The sequence below is a fragment of the Anaerotardibacter muris genome, from assembly GCF_943192915.1.
Taxonomy (GTDB): Bacteria; Actinomycetota; Coriobacteriia; order Coriobacteriales; family Eggerthellaceae; genus Anaerotardibacter; species Anaerotardibacter muris.
This window is the reverse complement of sequence record NZ_CALPCD010000003.1, coordinates 53873-73047: the sequence shown is the minus strand read 5'-3', so window position 1 is coordinate 73047 and position 19175 is coordinate 53873. Positions and strand designations below refer to the sequence as shown.

15 protein-coding genes and 2 tRNA genes are annotated in these 19175 nt (G+C 54.5%); 3 read left to right on the top strand and 14 right to left on the bottom strand.

Features of this window, described 5'->3' with window-relative positions; translation table 11 throughout:
* The first annotated feature begins 155 nt into the window (after positions 1-155).
* Together NFR25_RS03450 and NFR25_RS03445 are read left to right on the top strand one after the other, a co-directional pair.
* A tRNA-Pro gene (locus tag NFR25_RS03450) sits at positions 156-232 on the top strand.
* Between the two features lie 10 nt (positions 233-242).
* A tRNA-Gly gene (locus tag NFR25_RS03445) sits at positions 243-316 on the top strand.
* A gap of 225 nt (positions 317-541) precedes the next feature.
* Here the strand turns inward: NFR25_RS03445 and rdgB are convergent.
* The 9 genes from rdgB to NFR25_RS03400 all read right to left on the bottom strand — a co-directional run bounded on the left by rdgB (position 542) and on the right by NFR25_RS03400 (position 11505).
* Complete coding sequence (gene rdgB / locus NFR25_RS03440) at positions 542-1135, bottom strand: RdgB/HAM1 family non-canonical purine NTP pyrophosphatase (RefSeq protein ID WP_251197858.1); 594 nt, start codon at positions 1133-1135, stop codon at positions 542-544.
* A 24-nt stretch (positions 1136-1159) separates the two neighbouring features.
* On the bottom strand, positions 1160-2089 hold the full coding sequence (murI, locus tag NFR25_RS03435; RefSeq protein ID WP_251197857.1) for a glutamate racemase: 930 nt from the start codon (positions 2087-2089) through the stop codon (positions 1160-1162).
* Positions 2082-3581 (bottom strand): L,D-transpeptidase family protein, encoded by a 1500-nt coding sequence (locus NFR25_RS03430; protein WP_251197856.1) that lies wholly within the window; start codon positions 3579-3581, stop codon positions 2082-2084. Before NFR25_RS03430 ends, murI begins: the two co-directional genes overlap by 8 nt.
* Before the next feature lie 58 nt (positions 3582-3639).
* Complete coding sequence (gene aspS / locus NFR25_RS03425; RefSeq protein WP_251197855.1) at positions 3640-5418, bottom strand: aspartate--tRNA ligase; 1779 nt, start codon at positions 5416-5418, stop codon at positions 3640-3642.
* A 119-nt stretch (positions 5419-5537) separates the two neighbouring features.
* Positions 5538-6896, bottom strand: a complete 1359-nt coding sequence (gene hisS, locus NFR25_RS03420; RefSeq protein WP_251197854.1) for a histidine--tRNA ligase — start codon at positions 6894-6896, stop codon at positions 5538-5540.
* Between the two features lie 13 nt (positions 6897-6909).
* Entirely contained in the window at positions 6910-8019 is a 1110-nt protein-coding gene (gene leuB, locus NFR25_RS03415) for a 3-isopropylmalate dehydrogenase (protein ID WP_251197853.1), read from the bottom strand.
* A 39-nt stretch (positions 8020-8058) separates the two neighbouring features.
* On the bottom strand, positions 8059-8556 hold the full coding sequence (locus NFR25_RS03410) for a 3-isopropylmalate dehydratase small subunit (RefSeq protein ID WP_251197852.1): 498 nt from the start codon (positions 8554-8556) through the stop codon (positions 8059-8061).
* Between the two features lie 9 nt (positions 8557-8565).
* Positions 8566-9834: a 3-isopropylmalate dehydratase large subunit gene (leuC, locus tag NFR25_RS03405; RefSeq protein ID WP_251197851.1), complete on the bottom strand. Its 1269-nt coding sequence runs from the start codon at positions 9832-9834 to the stop codon at positions 8566-8568.
* A gap of 105 nt (positions 9835-9939) precedes the next feature.
* Positions 9940-11505 carry a lysylphosphatidylglycerol synthase transmembrane domain-containing protein gene (locus NFR25_RS03400; RefSeq protein WP_251197850.1) on the bottom strand — a complete coding sequence of 522 codons (1566 nt, stop codon included), beginning with the start codon at positions 11503-11505 and terminating at the stop codon, positions 9940-9942.
* Between the two features lie 231 nt (positions 11506-11736).
* Here NFR25_RS03400 and NFR25_RS03395 point away from each other — a divergent pair, with 231 nt between their 5' ends.
* A complete protein-coding gene (locus NFR25_RS03395) occupies positions 11737-12609 on the top strand; it encodes a J domain-containing protein (protein ID WP_251197849.1) in 873 nt (290 codons plus the stop codon).
* A 166-nt stretch (positions 12610-12775) separates the two neighbouring features.
* Here NFR25_RS03395 and purH read toward each other — a convergent pair whose 3' ends face one another.
* From purH to NFR25_RS03370, 5 genes are all read right to left on the bottom strand, one after another.
* Positions 12776-14344 carry a bifunctional phosphoribosylaminoimidazolecarboxamide formyltransferase/IMP cyclohydrolase gene (purH, locus tag NFR25_RS03390; RefSeq protein WP_251197848.1) on the bottom strand — a complete coding sequence of 523 codons (1569 nt, stop codon included), beginning with the start codon at positions 14342-14344 and terminating at the stop codon, positions 12776-12778.
* A gap of 85 nt (positions 14345-14429) precedes the next feature.
* Positions 14430-15077: a phosphoribosylglycinamide formyltransferase gene (gene purN / locus NFR25_RS03385; protein ID WP_251197847.1), complete on the bottom strand. Its 648-nt coding sequence runs from the start codon at positions 15075-15077 to the stop codon at positions 14430-14432.
* A gap of 48 nt (positions 15078-15125) precedes the next feature.
* Positions 15126-16286 (bottom strand): phosphoribosylformylglycinamidine cyclo-ligase, encoded by a 1161-nt coding sequence (gene purM, locus NFR25_RS03380; protein WP_251197846.1) that lies wholly within the window; start codon positions 16284-16286, stop codon positions 15126-15128.
* Positions 16287-16410: 124 nt separating this feature from the next.
* Positions 16411-17316 (bottom strand): class B sortase, encoded by a 906-nt coding sequence (gene srtB / locus NFR25_RS03375; RefSeq protein ID WP_251197845.1) that lies wholly within the window; start codon positions 17314-17316, stop codon positions 16411-16413.
* Between the two features lie 24 nt (positions 17317-17340).
* Positions 17341-19044, bottom strand: a complete 1704-nt coding sequence (locus tag NFR25_RS03370) for a polyphosphate--AMP phosphotransferase (RefSeq protein WP_251198007.1) — start codon at positions 19042-19044, stop codon at positions 17341-17343.
* Between the last annotated feature and the right edge of the window lie 131 nt (positions 19045-19175).

Sequence of the window (19175 nt, the reverse complement as noted above, 5' to 3'; positions counted from 1 at the left end):
TTGCCCTTCGCGCATGAATCAGGTGAATGGCTCTGCGTGAGAAGGCGAAGCAAAATATCTTTATGTCCATCATATCGCAATATGGAGCTGCGAACCCGTTTACCAGATTAGAGTTTTGAATAAAAATGCGTTTGTTATAATTATTTATCACGCGTCGGGATGTGGCGCAGTTTGGTAGCGCGCCTGCTTTGGGAGCAGGATGTCGCAGGTTCGAATCCTGTCATCCCGACCATTTTTTATATGCGGGTGTAGTTCAATGGTAGAACTCCAGCCTTCCAAGCTGGTCACGCGAGTTCGATTCTCGTCACCCGCTCCATCACACAAAGGCCCTCGGATGAGGGCTTTTTTAGTCTACTGGGATACTGTGGCCGCAAGGTAATGCTGCATAACTTACCCGCTGGCGCTGTTCGTCTTCGGCTCATGCGCTGCACTGCCTCATGCATTGATACGCGAATTCAGCTTTGCTGAATTCTATTATTCAATTTAGTGTTCAGAGTAAGTTCTGCACCCTCACCTTACATCCGCAGCATCGTGCAACTTTTTATCCTTGAAGTTGAGAGGCAAGCTGCGATAGAGCGCGGGCGCGATGCGAGACCTTTTGCTTCTCTTCAAGGCCGAGTTCAGAGAAGGTCTTTTCGTTGCCGAAATCATCAGGCAAAAAGAGCGGGTCATAACCAAACCCTTCGTTGCCACGCTCTTCAAAACCGATCAAACCATCAACACGGCCTTCAGCTACCGTTTCGCTGCCATCTTCATCGATGAAAACGAGCACGCAAGAAAAATGAGCCTTACGGTCTTCAGGCGCAACTTCCGCAAGATTCTTGAGCAACAGTTCGTTGTTGTCGCCATCGCTTGCGTCTTCGCCGGCATAACGCGAGGAATAAACACCAGGCGCACCATCGAGCGCATCGACCAGCAAGCCAGAATCATCCGCGAGCACCGCACACCCTGAAAGCTCATGGGCTGCGCGTGCCTTGATGCGCGCATTCTCCACCAGCGTGGTGCCATTCTCTTCTGGATCAGACTGGATGCCAACTTCCTTCAAGCTCAAGCATTCCCAACCCATATCAGCGAAGGTATCGCGAATCTCGGTAACCTTATGGGCATTGTTCGTAGCAATGATCACGCGCTTCATGGCGGCTCCTTACAAGAACGCTCTTTAGAGAACGATATGCTGAAGATCATCGAGCGGAAAACGCAGCACACGCTCGCCAAAACGACGGAAATCGTCAAGATCTTCGCTCGATGTGAAGAATTCATAGATAGGTTCGTGCCCTTGTTCTGCGCAGATTCCCTGACGAGTGAGCACATCAACACAGTCGCGCGCCACTTCAGCAGCCGAAGAGATCAGGACAACATCCCTGCCCATCACGCCACCGATGAGCGACTTCAGCAGCGGAAAATGCGTACAGCCCAAAACGAGCGTATCAACATCGCAGCGGCGTAGCGGATCAAGGTAGTCTTGGGCGATCTCTTGGAATTCGGGGCGAATATAGACTTGCGAAGCAAGCGAGGTGTAGCTCTCGATAGGCCCCTTCGCCATGCGCAAGCCCATTTCGGCTATCTCGACGAAACGCGGCGTTGCCGTGGAGAACACGGTGATCCCCGCATCGATGTTGCGGATAGCATCGGTGTAGACGCCCGATTCCACCGTGCCCTTGGTGGCGATGACCCCTACCCTTCTATTGCGCGTTGCACGCGCGGCAGCACGCGCACCAGGTTCGACAACGCCGATAACAGGCACCGGAAATTTCGTCTGAGCGAATGCAAGACCAGCGGCTGTTGCCGTGTTGCAGGCTATCACGATCATCTTGACCTTGCGATCCATCAGCCAAGTGCAGATAGCATCGACGAAGCCTTGCACCTCTTCGAGCGAACGCGGACCGTAAGGACAATGGAGCGTGTCACCGAAATAGGTGATGCTCTCATTCGGAAGCGCTTTCATTATCTCGCGCGCTACGGTAAGGCCACCAAAACCAGAATCGAACACTCCAATAGGCGCATTATCGAACACAGCCGAACGTACACCATTGATGCCTTCTTCTTGGGTGCCGAAGAAACGATAGGGTTGTTCTTGATCGCTATTCATGGACGATGACCGCTACGTTCGTTTCAAGATTATCGTAGAACCATTTCGCAGCGCTGGTAGGAAGGTTCACGCAGCCGTGCGAACCGTTGGTCTTGTAGATAGACCCACCGAAATTGCCGCGCCAGCTGGCATCATGCAAACCAATGCTGTTGCGGATGAAGGGCAGCCAGTAGGTTACCTTCGTTTCGTAGTCGGTCGAGCCGTCTGCATTCAGACCCGTGAGCGTTTCAGGGCTCTTCTTCATGCGCAGATAATAGAGGCCCGTGGGCGTGCCATGACCGTTAGAGATGTTACCCGTCACGCAATCGGTTATGAAGAGCTCTTCGTCGTTCTCGTTGAAATAGCGCACCTTCTGTTCGGATAGATCGATGTCCACATAGGCGCCCCAATCGCGTCCACCTGGACCATTGTAGATATCGGAGGTTTGCTCACAGGGAATATCGATGGCTTCGAAATTGCCCGCAGTAGCGTTCGCGATGATGGTCGATGCCAGATCAGCCGTATTCACGCGCCAACCATACACGCCGCCGCCAACGGTCACCTTCTTGCCATCAGGACGTGTGTACTTGCGGGTGGTGCCGACCGTATTCAGCTCTGCACTCTTCTGATCAGCCCATGCAGTCACCAGCGCTTCATCGAGCAAAGGCATCAGCGTTTCGGGATCGAGCGTAAGCCAAGATACCAACAGCTCCTTGGAAACCTTGCCCGCAGAGACCGCACCTTCTGCCATGGTCAGGTCGATATCACCACCAACGATGGTCTGAGCAGCAGGAAGCGCCGCTGTGAAGCGTTCATCGTCAGAAAGGATAGCAGGCTGGATGCATGCCTCGCCATCGATGATATAGGTAGTCTCCATGCCCGTGAGCGCTTCATCGATCTTGCCAAGGAACGCGTCCAGATCAAGTTGGTTGCCATAGACCTCATCTTGGACCACCACCGTGTTGAACACTTCGTTATAGCCGATGGTGGCATCAACGCTCACATTCGCGGTCTTGTTATATTCGGTCACGGTAGGCGTGATGATGTCTGAGACCTTGCGATGGTTGAAGTATGCATGGATGGCATCGCTGATGTCGTGGTCGAAGAATGCTTCGATCGGCCACAGCCAGATATTCTGAGAAGCCAGTGCGTCAGTACGTACGCGATCAGGATCGACACCGAATTCGATCTGTTCAGATGTGAGCACCTGTTCGTAGCCGTCGCCCGTGATGGTGAGCTGATAAGAAGGCACCAAAGCCTCAACTTCAGAGACGAATTCCGTATCTGCCTGGAAGGAGATATCCTGAGCATTGAAGCGCGTATTCGGATAGAAATGAGACGAGAAGAACACCGCGCCTGCGCCATAAACCACGAGCAGCAGAACCAAAACGACCGCACCAAGGATAAGCAACGCTTTTTTGCCCGTGCTCATCTTCTTCTGTTCGTCGGTCGAACCCGTCACTGCAGCTTCTGCTGCTGCTTGCGCATGGGCGGGTTGCGTATGTTCTGTCATGTTGTTCTTTCTCTCTTCCTACTTCCTACGCCTTCATCAAAGAACGTTTGCAGGTCCCCTAGAGGATACGAAGACCAACTTCTTTGAGCTGACGTGGGGTTACTTGGTTCGGTGCACCCGTCATCGGGTCTGAAGCCGAAGAGGTCTTCGGGAACGCGATAACATCACGGATGGACTGCTTGTTGCCCAGCAGCATGACCAAGCGGTCAAGACCAAGCGCAATGCCACCGTGAGGTGGTGCGCCCAACTCGAGTGCGTGAATAAGATGGCCGAACTTCTCTTCGATCTCTTCATCGGAAAGTCCGCAGACCTTCAAGATGCGCTTCTGCTCTTCAGCATCGTGGATACGAATGGTGCCACCGCCCACTTCATAACCATCCATGACCAGGTCGTATGAATAGCTACCGCAAGCCAGCGGATCGGATTCGATCTTGTCCAGGTCTTCTTCGAGCACATGAGTGAAGGGGTGATGCTCAGCAGCATATTTGCCTTCATCTTCGTCGTAGCGGAACATCGGGAAATTGACCACCCACAGCAGTTCGTGGCCATTTCGTTCGATACCGAGCGCATCCGCCATGTGCAAGCGAAGCGCCGCCAGCACCGCATTCGCTACTTCATAGGTGTCGGCTGCGAACAGTACCAGGTCTCCTGGCTCAACATCGAGCGCCTTCTTGATGCCTTCGAATTCTTCATCAGAGAAGAACTTGATGATGGGGCTCTTTTCCTTTCCATCAGAAGTGAAGGCGATCCAAGCCATACCTTTCGCGCCATTCGCTTCTGCGATAGATGCCAGCTTCTCGATGTCGCCACGGCTCCAGTCGCCTGCGCCTTTCGCGTTGATGGCTTTCACGATGCCGCCAGACTGAGCAACGCTCGAAAAGACCTTGAAGCCAGAATCTTTCACGATGTCGGTGATGTCGACTAGCTCCATGCCGAAGCGCGTGTCAGGACGGTCGCAACCGAAGCGATCCATTGCCTCGCGATACTGCATACGCTGCAGCGGGAACTGCTGTTCGACGCCTACCGCTTCAAGGGTCTCGCGCAACACTTCTTCCATCATGTTCATGACGTCTTCGCCTTCGACGAAGCTCATCTCGATGTCCACCTGGGTGAATTCAGGCTGACGGTCGGCGCGCAGGTCTTCATCGCGGAAACAGCGTGCGATCTGGTAATAGCGTTCCACGCCACCGATCATGAGCATCTGCTTGAACTGCTGCGGAGACTGCGGCAGCGCATAGAACGTACCCGGGTTCGGACGCGAGGGAACGATATAGTCACGGGCGCCTTCAGGGGTGGAGTTCGCCAAGATGGGCGTTTCAACCTCGAGGAAACCGTGTTCGTTAAGGGCCTTGCGCATGGCCTGAGCCACGGTGTGGCGCAGCGCGAGCGCTTGATACATCTCAGGACGACGAAGATCGAGGAAGCGCCACTTCATGCGAGTGGTCTCGTCAGTCTCGATACCGTCTTCGATGGAGAACGGAGGAGTGAGCGACGTGTTCAGCACCTTGAGCGCGCGAGCGAGCACCTCGATCTGACCAGTGGCCATATCTGGGTTCTCCGCGCCTTCCTGGCGTGCGCGAACGGTGCCCGTGATCTTGATGACCCATTCACGGCCAAGATGTTCAGCCGTCTGGAATTCTTCGGGAGTGACGCAATCAGGGTCGATGACAACCTGGGTATAACCATCGCGATCGCGCAGGTCAACGAAGATCAGACCGCCGTGGTCGCGGTTGTGCCAGACCCAACCAGTAAGCGTGACCTCTTCGCCGATATCTTCTTTGCGAAGCTCGCCGCAGGTCTTGGTGTGCATGCTGAACTTGTTGTTAAGTTCGCTCATTTCTCGATTCTCTCCTTGCGTACTATTCCGTACTTCGTTTTCGTATTACTTTCGCGCACGATGCAGGTTCGCTGCATCGATGCGTGGTTCTTTGCTTGGCTCCCTATTAAAGCAGGGTGTTATGACGATTGCGTGATGACATCGCCCAAGGCGGTAGGCTCATCGGTCAAAGCGGCTTGTTCCAACGCTTTGGTGAGCTTTTCCAAGTTGAGCGTAACTTCATCATGCGCATCCATGTTGCGGCAGGTAACGCTTCCTGCGGCCAATTCGTCAGGACCGAGCACGAACACATAAGGAACATGCTGCTTGCCTGCAACTTTGAACTGAGCTTTGAGGCTCTTGCCTTGATGATCCATATCAGTGGCAAAACCTGCATCGCGCAGGCGCTGCACCAACATGAAGGCTTGCGGCTTCACCGCAGGGTCGACGCACGCCACGTAGCATTCGAGCACGCGCGCTTCATCGAATTGGAAGCCTTGAGCTTCTAGCGCCAGGATGCAACGCTCGAAACCGAGCGCGAATCCAAGCCCTGGCGTAGGGTTGCCTCCTACTTCTTCCATCAGCTTGTCGTAGCGTCCGCCACCGCCGATGGCATTCTGAGCACCCATACCTTCAACGACCTGCACTTCGAACACTGTGCGGGTGTAGTAATCCAGTCCGCGCACCAGCGTGGGATCTTCGATGTAAGCGATACCCGCTTCATCAAGATAGCCCTTCACTGCAGCATAGTGGTCTTTGCATTCTTCGCAGAGCGCATCGATGATGAGCGGAGCGTTCTTCATCACTTCGCGGCAGTTTTCCTTCTTGCAGTCGAAAGCGCGCAACGGATTGGTATGAGCACGGCTCACGCATTCTTCGCACAATTCCGATTCGTGATCGAGCAAGAAATGAGCGACCGCATCGCGATAAGCGGGACGGCACTTCTCGCAGCCCATGGAATTGATGAGCAAGCGCAGCGTTTCGGGCTTCAAGCCGATCTTGTGATAGAAGCGCATCAGCATGATGATGGCTTCTGCGTCGATAGCTGGATCGACCGAGCCCAAGCATTCGATGCCCACTTGGTTGAATTGGCGCTGACGGCCCTTCTGCACATTCTCTGCGCGGAACATCGGACCCGCATACATGAGCTTCGCGGGCACACCACCAGGAGTTACCAGGTTATGCTGCGCCACCGCGCGTACCACCGATGCCGTGCCTTCAGGTCGCAAGCTGAATCGGCTGTTGCTCTTCACGTGCCCGCCACCGAGCAGCGTCTTCAGATTCTCGCCCGTTATCGTGGAGAACATCTCTTTGGAGACCACATCAGTGGCTTCACCGATGCCGCGCACGAATAGCTCGGTCTGCTCGAAGATGGGCGTTTCGATAGGTTCGTAACCATAACGGGAGAACACCCCGAACGCAGTGCGCTTGAAGTGATCCCAAATACGCGATTCGCGAGGTAGAAGATCGGTAGTGCCCTTAGGAGCTTGGATAGCCATGCCCTACCCTACCTTACGAAAGGTGGCTAACGACCAGGTCACCCATGGCCTTGGTGCCAACGACCTTGTCCTTAGGAGTGCTTGCGTTAGCTAGATCGCCCGTGCGCCAACCTTCGTCGAGCACCGCATTCACTGCCTGAGCGATATTGTCAGCAGCTTCGTTCATATCGAAGCTATAACGCAGCATCATCTCAACCGAAAGGATCTGGGCCAGCGGATTGGCAATGCCCTGGCCTGCGATATCGGGCGCGCTGCCATGGCTGGGCTCATAGAGCGCCGTGCCATCGCCGAGCGAAGCAGATGCCAACATGCCAAGCGAGCCTGTGAGCATGGATGCTTCATCGGAAAGGATGTCGCCGAACATGTTCTCCGTGACCATAACATCGAACTGCTTCGGGTCGTTAATCAGCTGCATAGCGGCATTGTCGACCAGCATGTCGATAAGCTCGACATCGGGGTACTCTTCGGCAATGCGATGCGTGATCTCGCGCCACATGCGAGAAGTCTCGAGCACGTTGGCTTTATCGATAGAATGCACGCGGCCTCGACGCTTCTGCGCCGTCTCGAACGCATGACGAACGATACGTTCGATCTCGTATTCGGAATAGAGCAACGTGTCGTAGGCCTGCTGACCTGCGGTGCCATTCATGCCCGCTCCTTCAACATCGAAGGAACGTTCGCGATCGCCGAAATAGAGACCGCCGGTCAATTCGCGCACGATGACGCAATCAACACCATCGATGACCTCGGGCTTCAGCGTAGAGGCATCGGCCAATGCATTGAAGATGACCACGGGACGCAAGTTCGCATAGAGACCAAGACCTTTGCGGATAGCGAGCAGACCCTGTTCAGGACGCGGCTTGGTAGGATCGGTGGTGTCCCACTTCGGCCCGCCGACCGCAGCCAACAGCACCGCATCAGAGGCAGATGCCAGTGCAAGCGTTGCTTCTGGCAGTGGGTTGCCCGTTTCATCGATAGCACGACCGCCGATGAGCGCTTCAGTGTATTCGAAGGTGACGCCATACTTTTCGCTGATAGCGTCAAGGACCTTAACACCCTCAGCGATGATCTCGGGGCCGATGCCATCGCCAGGGAGAAGACAGATCTTGAAGGTTTGAGCCATTGTTGTTTTCCTTGGTATTCGTGGGTTGTTGTGATGCGCTTAGTTCTTGCCTAAGACCTTGCGCGTGCGATTGATCAGGCCGCCCTGCTCGATGATGTCAGCGATGAACGGCGGGAACGGTTGAGCCGTGAAGGTCTGACCAGTGGTCTCGTCAGTGATAGTGCCCGTTTCGGTCTCGACCGACACCACGTGTCCATCCTGGATAGCGTCAACAGCTTCGGGGCATTCGAGGATCGCAAGGCCTGTGTTGATGGAATTGCGATAGAAGATGCGGGCGAAGCTCTTCGCGATGACCGCATCGATACCCGCTGCCTTGATAGCAATAGGGGCATGTTCGCGAGATGAACCGCAACCGAAGTTCTCTTCAGCAACGATGATGTCGCCGGGCTGCACCTTTTCCACGAACGTGGGATCCAGATCCTCCAAACAATGTTTGGCAAGTTCAGCTGGGTCGGAGGTGTTCAGATAGCGAGCAGGGATGATAACGTCGGTATCGACGTCTCGACCATAGCGATGAACGGTTCCTTTGAAGTGCATGGCGTGCTCCTAATCTAGATCTTCAGGCAGACCGATGTGACCCAGCACAGCGCTAGCTGCTGCTACTGCTGGCGAGGAAAGATACACCTCGCTGGTGGGGTCGCCCATACGGCCAACGAAATTACGATTGGTAGTGGCGATAGCGCGCTCCCCTGCTGCGAGGATGCCCATGTAGCCACCCAAGCACGGACCGCAGGTGGGCGTGGAGACCGCACAATTCGACTCGATGAAGATATCCATCAGGCCTTCATCGATGCACTGACGATAGACCTGCTGAGTAGCAGGGATGATGATGCAACGAACATAAGGATGGACCTTGCGGCCCTTCAGCACTGCAGCGGCTTGGCGCATGTCTTCGATACGACCATTAGTGCACGAACCGATGACCGCCTGATCGATGTTGATATCGCGCGCTTCGCTTGCAGGACGCGTGTTGGAAGGCAGGTGCGGGAAGGCTACCGTGGGTACGATGTCTTCAGCTTTGATATTGATGACCTGCGCGTATTCCGCGTCTGGGTCAGAGTGGTATTCGGTATAGGGGCGTTCTACGCGTCCATCCATATAAGCGCGGGTGACATCATCGACCGGGATGAGGCCTGCCTTGCCACCTGCTTCGATAGCCATATTGGAGATAGAAAGGCGCTCGTCCATGTTCAGGCTCTCGATGGCGCTACCGCGGAATTCCATGGCCTGATAGAGCGCGCCATCGACACCGATAAGGCCGATGATGTGCAGGATGATGTCCTTGCCCGTAACGCCTGGGTTCAGCTGGCCGTCGATATTGAAGAGGATGGATTCGGGAACCTTGAACCATGCCTTACCTGTGGCAAGACCGATGCCCGCATCAGTAGAGCCAACACCCGTGGAGAATGCGCCAAGCGCGCCATACGTGCAGGTGTGACTGTCTGCGCCGATGATAAGATCACCTGCGCCCACCACGCCTTGTTCAGGCAGGAGCGCATGCTCAACGCCCATGCAGCCCACTTCGTAATAATGCGTGATGCCTTGTTCGCGCGCGAAGTCGCGCACGATCTTCGCCTGTTCAGCGCTCTTGATGTCCTTGTTGGGAGCATAATGGTCGGGTACCAACGCGATCTTGGTGGGGTCGAATACTTCATCAACACCAACCTTCTTGAATTCCTGGATCGCGATCGGAGCCGTGATATCATTCGCGAGCACCAGATCAAGATCGCATTCGATCAGCTGCCCCGGAACGACCTCTTCAAGGCCCGCGTGAGCAGCAAGAATCTTTTCAGCCATGGTCATCGGACGTGCCATATGCTCTCCTTGTCTGACGTGTGTTTCAGTGGATCGTGTAAAGCCAGGTTATTATACAGCAAAAGAGCCCCTCAGGGCTCCTTCGTAGCGGTCAATGCAACGTATCTAGGCCTTATTGATCTCAGCGTCGATCTTGGTCTTGATCTTCACCGCTTCATCAACGGTTTCTTGGGCACCTTCGCGCACTGATTCAGGCACCAGATCGTCCACCGCTTCGTCCCTCTTATCCTTGGCTTCTTCAAGCTTCTTCTCACCGTGCGAAGCAGACTGGTCGAGCGCTCTTTCACGCTTCTTGTAGTCGAACGTGAACGGCTCGCTGAAGGCATCACGCTTAAAGAAGAGCCAGAGCGCTAATGCCGTCATAGGGATAGCGACCTTCACCGTTTCATGGAAGACGAACTCGAAGCCTGCAAGGATGACGATGAGCGTAAGGGCAAAAGCCCAGGCTATACGGAAGCGGAAGATAAGGCCTACGCCAAGGATGAGCAGGAGCACACCTGTTGCAACGAGCAACGGACCACCGACCACATTACCGATGTCGATCCACTGCGTGAGCATGCTGTAGGTGTCAGCAACATCGGGCAAGAAGGCCATGACCAGGTTCACCACGGCCGTGATGATGACCAACGTACCAGCGATCCAGCCCGTGTCCTTGTACTTGCCTTTGAGCGAGGTGTCCTTCTTCGACTGGAAGAAGCCCGACTGGGAAAGCAAGATAGCACCGATGCAGAACGGGATCCAGAACATGATGCCACGATAGACAAGCGCAATAGCAGTTGCTACCGAAAGCGAGCAACCTGCGCTGGTAAGGATTGCTGCGATGGCGGCCTCGACCACGCCAACACCTTGCGGCGTAGGGCTTAAGATGACCGCGATAGCGGCGACCGAGAAAGCAGCCACCAACGTGGGGATATCCTCGAAACCAAAGGCTACGCCGATGGCGATGAGACAGGCCATGTTCAGAAGCGCTGAGACCGCTGCGTAGAACACCGTGATGAGCGCACCCTTAGGATTATGGGCGAGCACCAGCGCGGAATTGATGAAAGACTGCGCCGTGGACTTGCCCCAATTCTTGGGCAGTTGACGCTTCACGATACCGATGACCTTATTGATGATGTTCTCGACCACGCGGAAGATCTTCACCAGCCAACCAGGCTTGTAGTAGCCCATGAAGAAGAAGCTGAGCAAGACCAGCAACGTACCCGCAAGCAACAAGCCGCCGATCAAGAACACCACGTTCATGGTGCCTGCGACCAGCATGGTGGTGAAACCGATGATGGAGATGAGGAAGACCGCAGCGAAGTAGCCGATCTGAGAGAGGATCGCGCCACTGGTAGAGGTGCCGATATCGCATCCACGACGATGAGCGTCATCGATGATGAAGGCCACACCCGTTGCACCTGAGAACAGGCAGAACGTGTTGATGAACACGAGCGAGAAGATCAGCACGATGTTGTGCCAAAGGCCCGTCTTATGACCGACTGCACCGAAGGCTTCGTTGTACGACATCGCCTGGACCACATGACGCGCCACCATGATGATGATAGCCACCACCAGCGGAATGAGCGCACCACCCTGCATGGCATTGATGATGCTCATGAGATAGTCAAAATTCGCAACGATGAAGCCCGCTGCGATGATGATGACAAGTATGATGATCGCTTTCTTCATGGCACCTTTGCTTTGAAGTATGATCGCGCGCCGAAACGCGGAAGCTCTTAAGTAGAAAGTAGACCGTATATATTCTACACGACCCAGTCTATAAGATATCAGTTCATTGCCTTGTATCAGGGGCTCCACCGCAAAACTGAAACCATTACGTCATCGTGGCAACCTTGTAGAGACCCCCTGGAAATGCTCATTTGTTCTTGGGACGAACATGATGTTAGGTATAGTGAAGATATGAAGAAGTCTGAAGCGCTCAAAATACTTGGCTTGCAAGATGGTGCCAGTGATGACGATATCAAGAAGGCCCATCGTAAGCTCGTGATCGAGAATCATCCCGACAAGTTCGGCCAGGATGAAGCAGCGCGAGCTAAAGCCGAAGAGAAGACCAAGCTGATCAACGAAGCGCGCGATGTGCTGATCTCGCACAAATGGGATCCTGAATATGCCACAGCAGGCACACCCTATGGTGCGCCATTCTCTTACAATCCCTACACGTCACGTCCTGCAAGCGGAACTGGCGGTGGTGGCGTAGGCGGAAACGGTGGCGCAGGAAACCCCTTTGCAGGCTGGCCGTTCGAAGGTGCAAGCTTCGTGTGGACAACATGGGATGCACAAGGCAATCCACACACCTATCGTCCTGGGGATGGATCGAATCCTTTCGGAAGGGGCTCAGCAAACGATCCCTTCAGTACCGCGAATCCTTTCACTGGTTCTATCCCCTTCGATTTTTCAGGGTTCGGCACCCCGCTCACACCTGAGCAGCAGCTGGACAAGGAGAAGCGCTCGCTGAAGGTCGACCTTGAATTCATCGGAGTGAAGGCTGTTATCCTTGCGCTTTGTTGCTTGTTCTCGCTCCCTGCGCTGGGCTTCTATCTTTATACCGTGATCTCTATCGGGCAGGGTATCTATAAACGCCTGAGCATCTTCAGCGCGTTCCTGGTAATGCCGCTATTGTTGCTCGCGTTCGTGTTCATGCCCGTAGCGAATAGCCCTGCGGGGCTTATCACTATTGCATTCTTCGCCATTGCTGCAGGCTTCGATATAAGCAACCTGCAACGGCACTATCGCCTGATCAAGACCCTGAAACAAAAGATCAACGACCAATAAAGGGGACAGGTCCAAAACTGTCCGGGAAACTTTGGGGACAGGTCTCGAATAAAAGAAGGGCGGAGACAGAAACATCCATGACGCTTCTGTCTCCGACCCCTAAATGATCGATGTATTGGCCTGTCCCCTTTTTTGTCCGGGACAGTTTTTGACCTGTCCCCGTTGACTAGTGGCGGAAGTGACGGTGGCCTGTGAAGACCATAGCGATGCCGTGTTCGTTGGCAGCCTCGATCACTTCTTCGTCGCGGATAGAACCGCCAGGCTGGATGATAGCGGTGATACCTGCATTGGCCAGTTCATCAAGACCATCGCGGAACGGGAAGAACGCATCAGATGCCGCAACGGCACCCTTGGCCTTATCGCCCGCCTGCTCGACCGCGATACGCGCCGAATTCACGCGATTAGGCTGACCGCCACCTACACCAACATTCACTTCGTCCTTCGCGATAAGGATCGCATTCGACTTCACGGACTTGACCGCTTTCCACGCGAAGATAAGGTCCTTCATCTCAGCTTCCGTTGGCACGCGCTTGGTAGCAACCGTGAATTCATCCTGAGGTTCCAGCACAGCATCAGATTCTTGACAGAGCAGGCCGCCTTCGACCGCGCGGTATTCATAAGCCCTGCCAGCAGGATTCACGCCGCCCGTCTCGAGCAAACGCGTATTGGGCTTAGCTGTATACATATCGAGCGCATCGAGCGCGAATTCAGGAGCGATGATAGCCTCGACGAACTGCTTGTTGTCGAAGATCTTCACCACCACTTCCCCGTTCACGGGACGATTGAAAGCGATCACGCCACCATACGCAGAAACTGGGTCAGCATCGTAAGCGCGTTCGTACGCCTCGACCACATCACCCGCAACCGCAACACCACAGGGCGTGAGGTGCTTCACGATAACGCAGGCAGGCTCGTCATATTCGCGAACTGCAGTCCACGCGGCATCGAGGTCAAGATAGTTGTTGTAAGACAGTTCCTTGCCTTGTTTCTGCTGCGCATAAGCCAAGGTGGTAGCTGCATTCGGATAGTCGATCACGCGGAAGAACGCAGCTTTTTGATGCGGGTTTTCGCCATAGCGCAGGTCTTGGACCTTAGAGAGGTTCACTGCCTTCGCTTCAGGGAACGTGACCGCAGGATTCACCTCTTGCGTGAGCCAAGCGGCAATGGCACCGTCGTACTGCGCAGTGGTATTGAAGACATTGAATGCAAGGTCAAGACGCGTTGCGTACGTGGTGGCGCCACCGTTAGCGCGCATCTCGGCCAAGATAGCGTCGTAGGAACCTGGATCGGTGACCACAGCAACTGAAGCGAAATTCTTCGCAGCAGAACGCAGCATGGAAGGGCCGCCGATGTCGATATTCTCGATGCACTCAGCGAAATCAGCCCCGCTCGCAACCGTCTTCTGGAATTCGTAGAGGTTCACCACAACCATATCGATCATCTGAATGCCGTGCTCTTTCGCCTGCTCCATATGGCTTTCAAGATCACGGCGAGCCAGCAGGCCACCATGAACGCGCGGATGAAGCGTCTTCACACGACCATCCATCATCTCAGGGAATTCCGTAACAGCATCGATCGAAGTGACCTTCACACCCGCTTCTTCGAGCACGCGTGCCGTGCCGCCAGTCGAGATGATCTCTACGCCGAATTCATCGACAAGAGCCTTCGCAAAATCGACGATGCCAGTCTTGTCGGTGACCGAGAGCAATGCTCGCTTGATTACGGGATCTGCCATGTGATACTCCTTATGATCGTTCCGTGACGCTTCGACACGGAAGCTTTCCTGTTCCTATTTCTATTCGTATTCCTATTCCCAGCCTTTAGCTCTGGGGCAAGATCGAGACCGTGCGGTCTTCACGCACCACTACCCTGCCCTCTGCGATGAGCTGCACCACTTCAGGCAAGAGCACGTGCTCGACTTCATGGATGCGCTGTTCGAGCGTTTCCAGTGTGTCCTCTTCTTCGATGGAGACCGCGCGCTGAGCAATGATGGGACCGCGGTCGTAGTCTTCATTGGCGAAATGAACGGTGACACCCGTGACCTTCACGCCTGATTCGAACGCATCGCGAATGGCATGTGCCCCAACGAATGAAGGAAGCAGCGCAGGATGCAGATTCACCACCTTGTCAGGGAATGCGTGGAGCACCTCTTCGGTGACCTTGCGCATGTAGCCAGCCATCACCACATATTCAGCGCCCGCACGTTGCAGCTCTTCGGCAATGAGACCGTTAGCAACCCGTTCGTTCTGATAGACCGACGGGTTCATCGATAGCGTTTGGATGCCTGCCTTCTGGGCGCGTATCAATCCTTGAACATCAGGCTTAGAAGAGATGACCAACACGATCTGCGCATTGAGCTGACCAGCAGCGATAGCATCGATGAGCGCCTGCAGATTCGTGCCACTGCCACTGATGAGCACGCCTATCTTGAGCGGGCTGGTGCTGGTGCGCTGCAGGTCTTGGGTCATTTGAACTCCTTCGCGCGCTCTGAAGCGCAACGTTTATAGTGATCGGCTCTATTCTTCTTCGTCTTCATCGACATACTCGACGAAGAGCTGGTCCTTGTCTTCGTAGAGGACCTTGCCCGTGCCAGGGACCACCTGACCGACCAGGTATACCTCTTCGCCTGCATCGGCCAGGATCTGAGCTACCTCTTCAACTGCCTGCGGGGCAACCGCCAAGATCATACCCAAGCCCATGTTGAAGGTCTTGAGCGCCTCGGTTTCATTCAGGCGCGCAGCGCGGCATACCCATTTCAAGATAGGAGGCATGTTCCAGCTACCTACGCGAACTTCAGCATCGAGCGTATTGGGAAGTGCGCGATTCAAGTTTTCCGTGATACCGCCACCGGTGATGTGAGCCAGCGAATGAATAGCACCTGGGCACTGGAGCAATGCAGCACGGATTGATCTTACGTAGATGCGCGTTGGTTCGAGCAGGGCGTCAAGCACGCTGTCGCCTTCGAGTTCGTCTTGAGCGATGGTCAATTCATAGAGCGTCTTGCCTTCGGTGCATACCTTGCGCGCCAACGAATAACCGTTGGAATGCAGACCAGAAGAAGCCAGCCCGATCAGCACATCGCCATCTTGCACGCGTTCGGGGCCGATCATCGCGGGACGATCGACGATGCCCACCGTGAAGCCCGAAAGATCGTATTCGTTCGGATCCATGACACCAGGATGTTCAGCCATTTCGCCACCGATGAGCGCACAACCCGCCATCTCGCAACCATCAGCGATACCACTGACGATCTCGGCGACCGCGTCGCTCTTCAGCTTACCAACAGCAATATAGTCGAGGAAGAACAGGGGTTCTGCGCCCGTAGCCAGAATATCGTTCACGCACATTGCCACCAGGTCGATACCCACCGTGTTGTGCTTATTAGCTAGTTTAGCAAGCTGGATCTTCGTGCCCACGCCATCGGTGCCAGAGACCAAGATAGGATCTGCCATCTGCTTGGCAGCGCCAATGGAGAACAGACCGCCGAATCCGCCGATGTCGCCACGCACTTCGCTGCGATAGGTGCGATGGACCGCATCTTTGATCGCATCGACCGCACGAGCACCTTCTGCAGTATCAACACCTGCTTCAGCGTAGGTGGTCCCGCCGCCCTGCGAGGTCCAGCTTGGCCATTTCGTCTCGCCATCGGTGATCGCAACTTGAACACGGTCTGTCATAGGGTTCCCTTATCTGCTCCGATTCTTGTGGATGTTCGCTCGCACTCAGTTTCACGAACGAATAACCATTGTAATTCAAAAGTGCATCAAAACTGGGCGAGCACGGTAAATAGAGCGCGCCCGATCAGTCGGTTCCGAAAGTGGTCGACTGATCCTTGCCAAGACCTGTCTCTGCGTGCGGGTCATAAGCAACCCAGGGATCATCAGGAACCGTTGTAGCAACAACAGTAGCGAAGAACAGATCGCGGCCATCGTTGTGCGTGTATTCGCAGGTGCAGAAGGCAAACGTTTGCTTGATCTGCTCGGCTGTGAACACTTCGCCCTCTTGTTCGACGATATTGCGATTGAGCATCTTCTGGATATATTCCTGGAAGGATTTGTCGCTGCCAAATTCAGTGACCACGATAGCTTCCGAGCCGTTGGTCTTCACTGCCGCGAACATCTTGGCATAGTAGTTGCCGTTGGGCGTGAGGATGTATACGTCGCGATGCTCATTGAAATCAGCGGTATTGGTCCAGTCATCAAAGGCGGCGAACATCGAGCCATCGCGCATGTGATGGCCATAGAAGAAGGTGTTGCGATCGAGCAATTCGGCGTTGTTCTTCGCATCGATGAAGATGGTGCCTGCCGAAGAGAACCAACCATCAGAACCATCGAAGGACGTATGCAGGTACTTGTTATTGTCAGTGCCCTGCACCACAGGGTAATTGATGGGACTATCAGGGATATAGATCCAGGCCACGATGTCTGGATTGATCTTATTCAATTCGTCCCAGTCAGCCGTAAGGTCCGCCAGCTCGACCACGTTAGGATCCTTTACTTCAACGTAGGACTCGAGTTCGCTATAAGCCTGCTGCTGAGACCAATAGCGATAGACGAACACGCCAGCTGCCACCAATGCGATGAGCAGCAAGATGATGCCGATGATGAGCGCTTTACGGCCCTTGCGAGGGGCTTTTTTAGCAGCATCGCTGGTCTTGTTGTTGTTCTTAGCTTGATCGGTCTTCGAGGTCTTATCGGTCTTAGCCATTTAGGAACCCTTTCTTCGCGAAGCCTAGAATTCTTTGAGGCGTTCTTTGAGCGCGCGGTTGATGGTCTTCAATGCCTTCACGCGCGCGTAATACTTGTTGTCGCTCTCAAGAATAATCCAGGGCGCTTCGGGTGTCGATGTCAAACGGAACATATCCTGAATGGCTGCATAATATTCAGGATATCGATCGCGGTTGCGCCAATCTTCCGCAGTGATCTTCCACTGCTTGTCAGGATTGTTCTCTCGGGCTTCGAAACGCTCGAGCTGGGTCTCGGGCGAGATATCCACCCAGAATTTCAAGAGGATGGCACCCCAGTTCACCATCGAGCGTTCGAATTCGTTGATCTCATCGTACGCACGAGCCCATTGGTCGGGGCTGGCAAAGCCTTCAACACGCTCGACCAAGACGCGACCATACCAACTACGGTCGTAGATGCCCACGTGGCCCGCCTTAGGAAGACGCGTCCAGTAGCGCCAGAGGAACGGATGAGCCAGGTCGGCCTTGGTAGGTGCCGGTGACGTGAAGATGGTATAGGAACGCGCATCGAGCGCCTGGGCGACACGCTTGATGCTGCCACCCTTTCCAGCAGCATCCCAGCCTTCGTACATGATCATCATGGGAACACGATGGATGTACATCTGCAGCTCCAGTTCATGCAGGAGCGCTTGCTGCTCTTTCAGCTCCCGCTTGTAGTCTTCGCGCGTGAGCATGAGGCTGTGGTCAACCTCGTCCAAACGCGGATAGTCCTTCTCTATCAGGAAGCTCGAAGCGAGCGGAGCTTCAAGCTCTGCCACACGCACTCGCTCTTGCGCTTCGAGCAGCAACTTATGATTCTCTTCAGGGGTGCGCTTACGTTCATCATGATAGACCTGCTCTTCGCCCTGAGCTGCAGAGTTCGCCTTGGCCTTCTCTTCGGCTTCAAGCGCTGCGGGGTCCTTTTCCGCCGTGGTAACGGTTTCGAGCACATCGACCAACTTGCGCGCGACCGCAAGATTGACGCGACGCTTGTCTTCAGCAGGAAGCACCATCCACGGGGCGTCCTCGAAGTCGGTCGCTTCGAGCAGCTGAGCGTAGAGGTCGAACGATTCGGGGTAATTCAGCATCTGACGCAGGTCATAATCGGAAACGCGCCAAGTAGTAGCAGGGTCGTTATGAAGCTTCAGCAATCGCTTGCGCTGGGTCGCTTCGCTGATGTGCAGGAAGAACTTCACCACGATATAGCCATCATCGACCAGCTGCTTCTCGAATGCGCGGATCTCTTCGATGGCAACCTTCAGGGTCTTTTGTGCGCGCTTCTTGATCTTCTTACGACTCTTCGAAGGAGCAAGATGCATCTCGTTCTCAAGATGGTCGATCAATACCGAATACCAACCGCGATCGAAGAACGTGATGGAATCACGCGGACCGAGCGCTTTCCAGAATTGTTGCATCGCAGGGTAATAGCTGGTCGCGCCGAATTCAGGGGATCTGGTCTTCTCAGCTTCGGTGGCATCGAAATCTTCGGTAACATGGACCGAAACACCACGCGCATCAAGATGATAGATAAGATCGGATATGCGGCTACCCTTGCCAGCACCCTTCCAGCCTTCAAACAAGACGACCACACCCGTGCCAGCCTTCTTAGCATCTTGCTGCAAGACCACCAAACGGTCGACGAGCGCATCGTGATAGGGCTTATATTCATCTTTCGGAAGCTTCGGCTCCTTCAGATCGCTGGATTCGAGCATTGACACGTGTATCTCCCCCTTCGCTAGCACAGGGTCGCAAATAGCGTGCGACCTTGCCTTTCTAGGATAATACTTTTTAACTGCGAAAAGAAGATTCGTACTTATTTGATGAAGAGGACACGAGACATGGA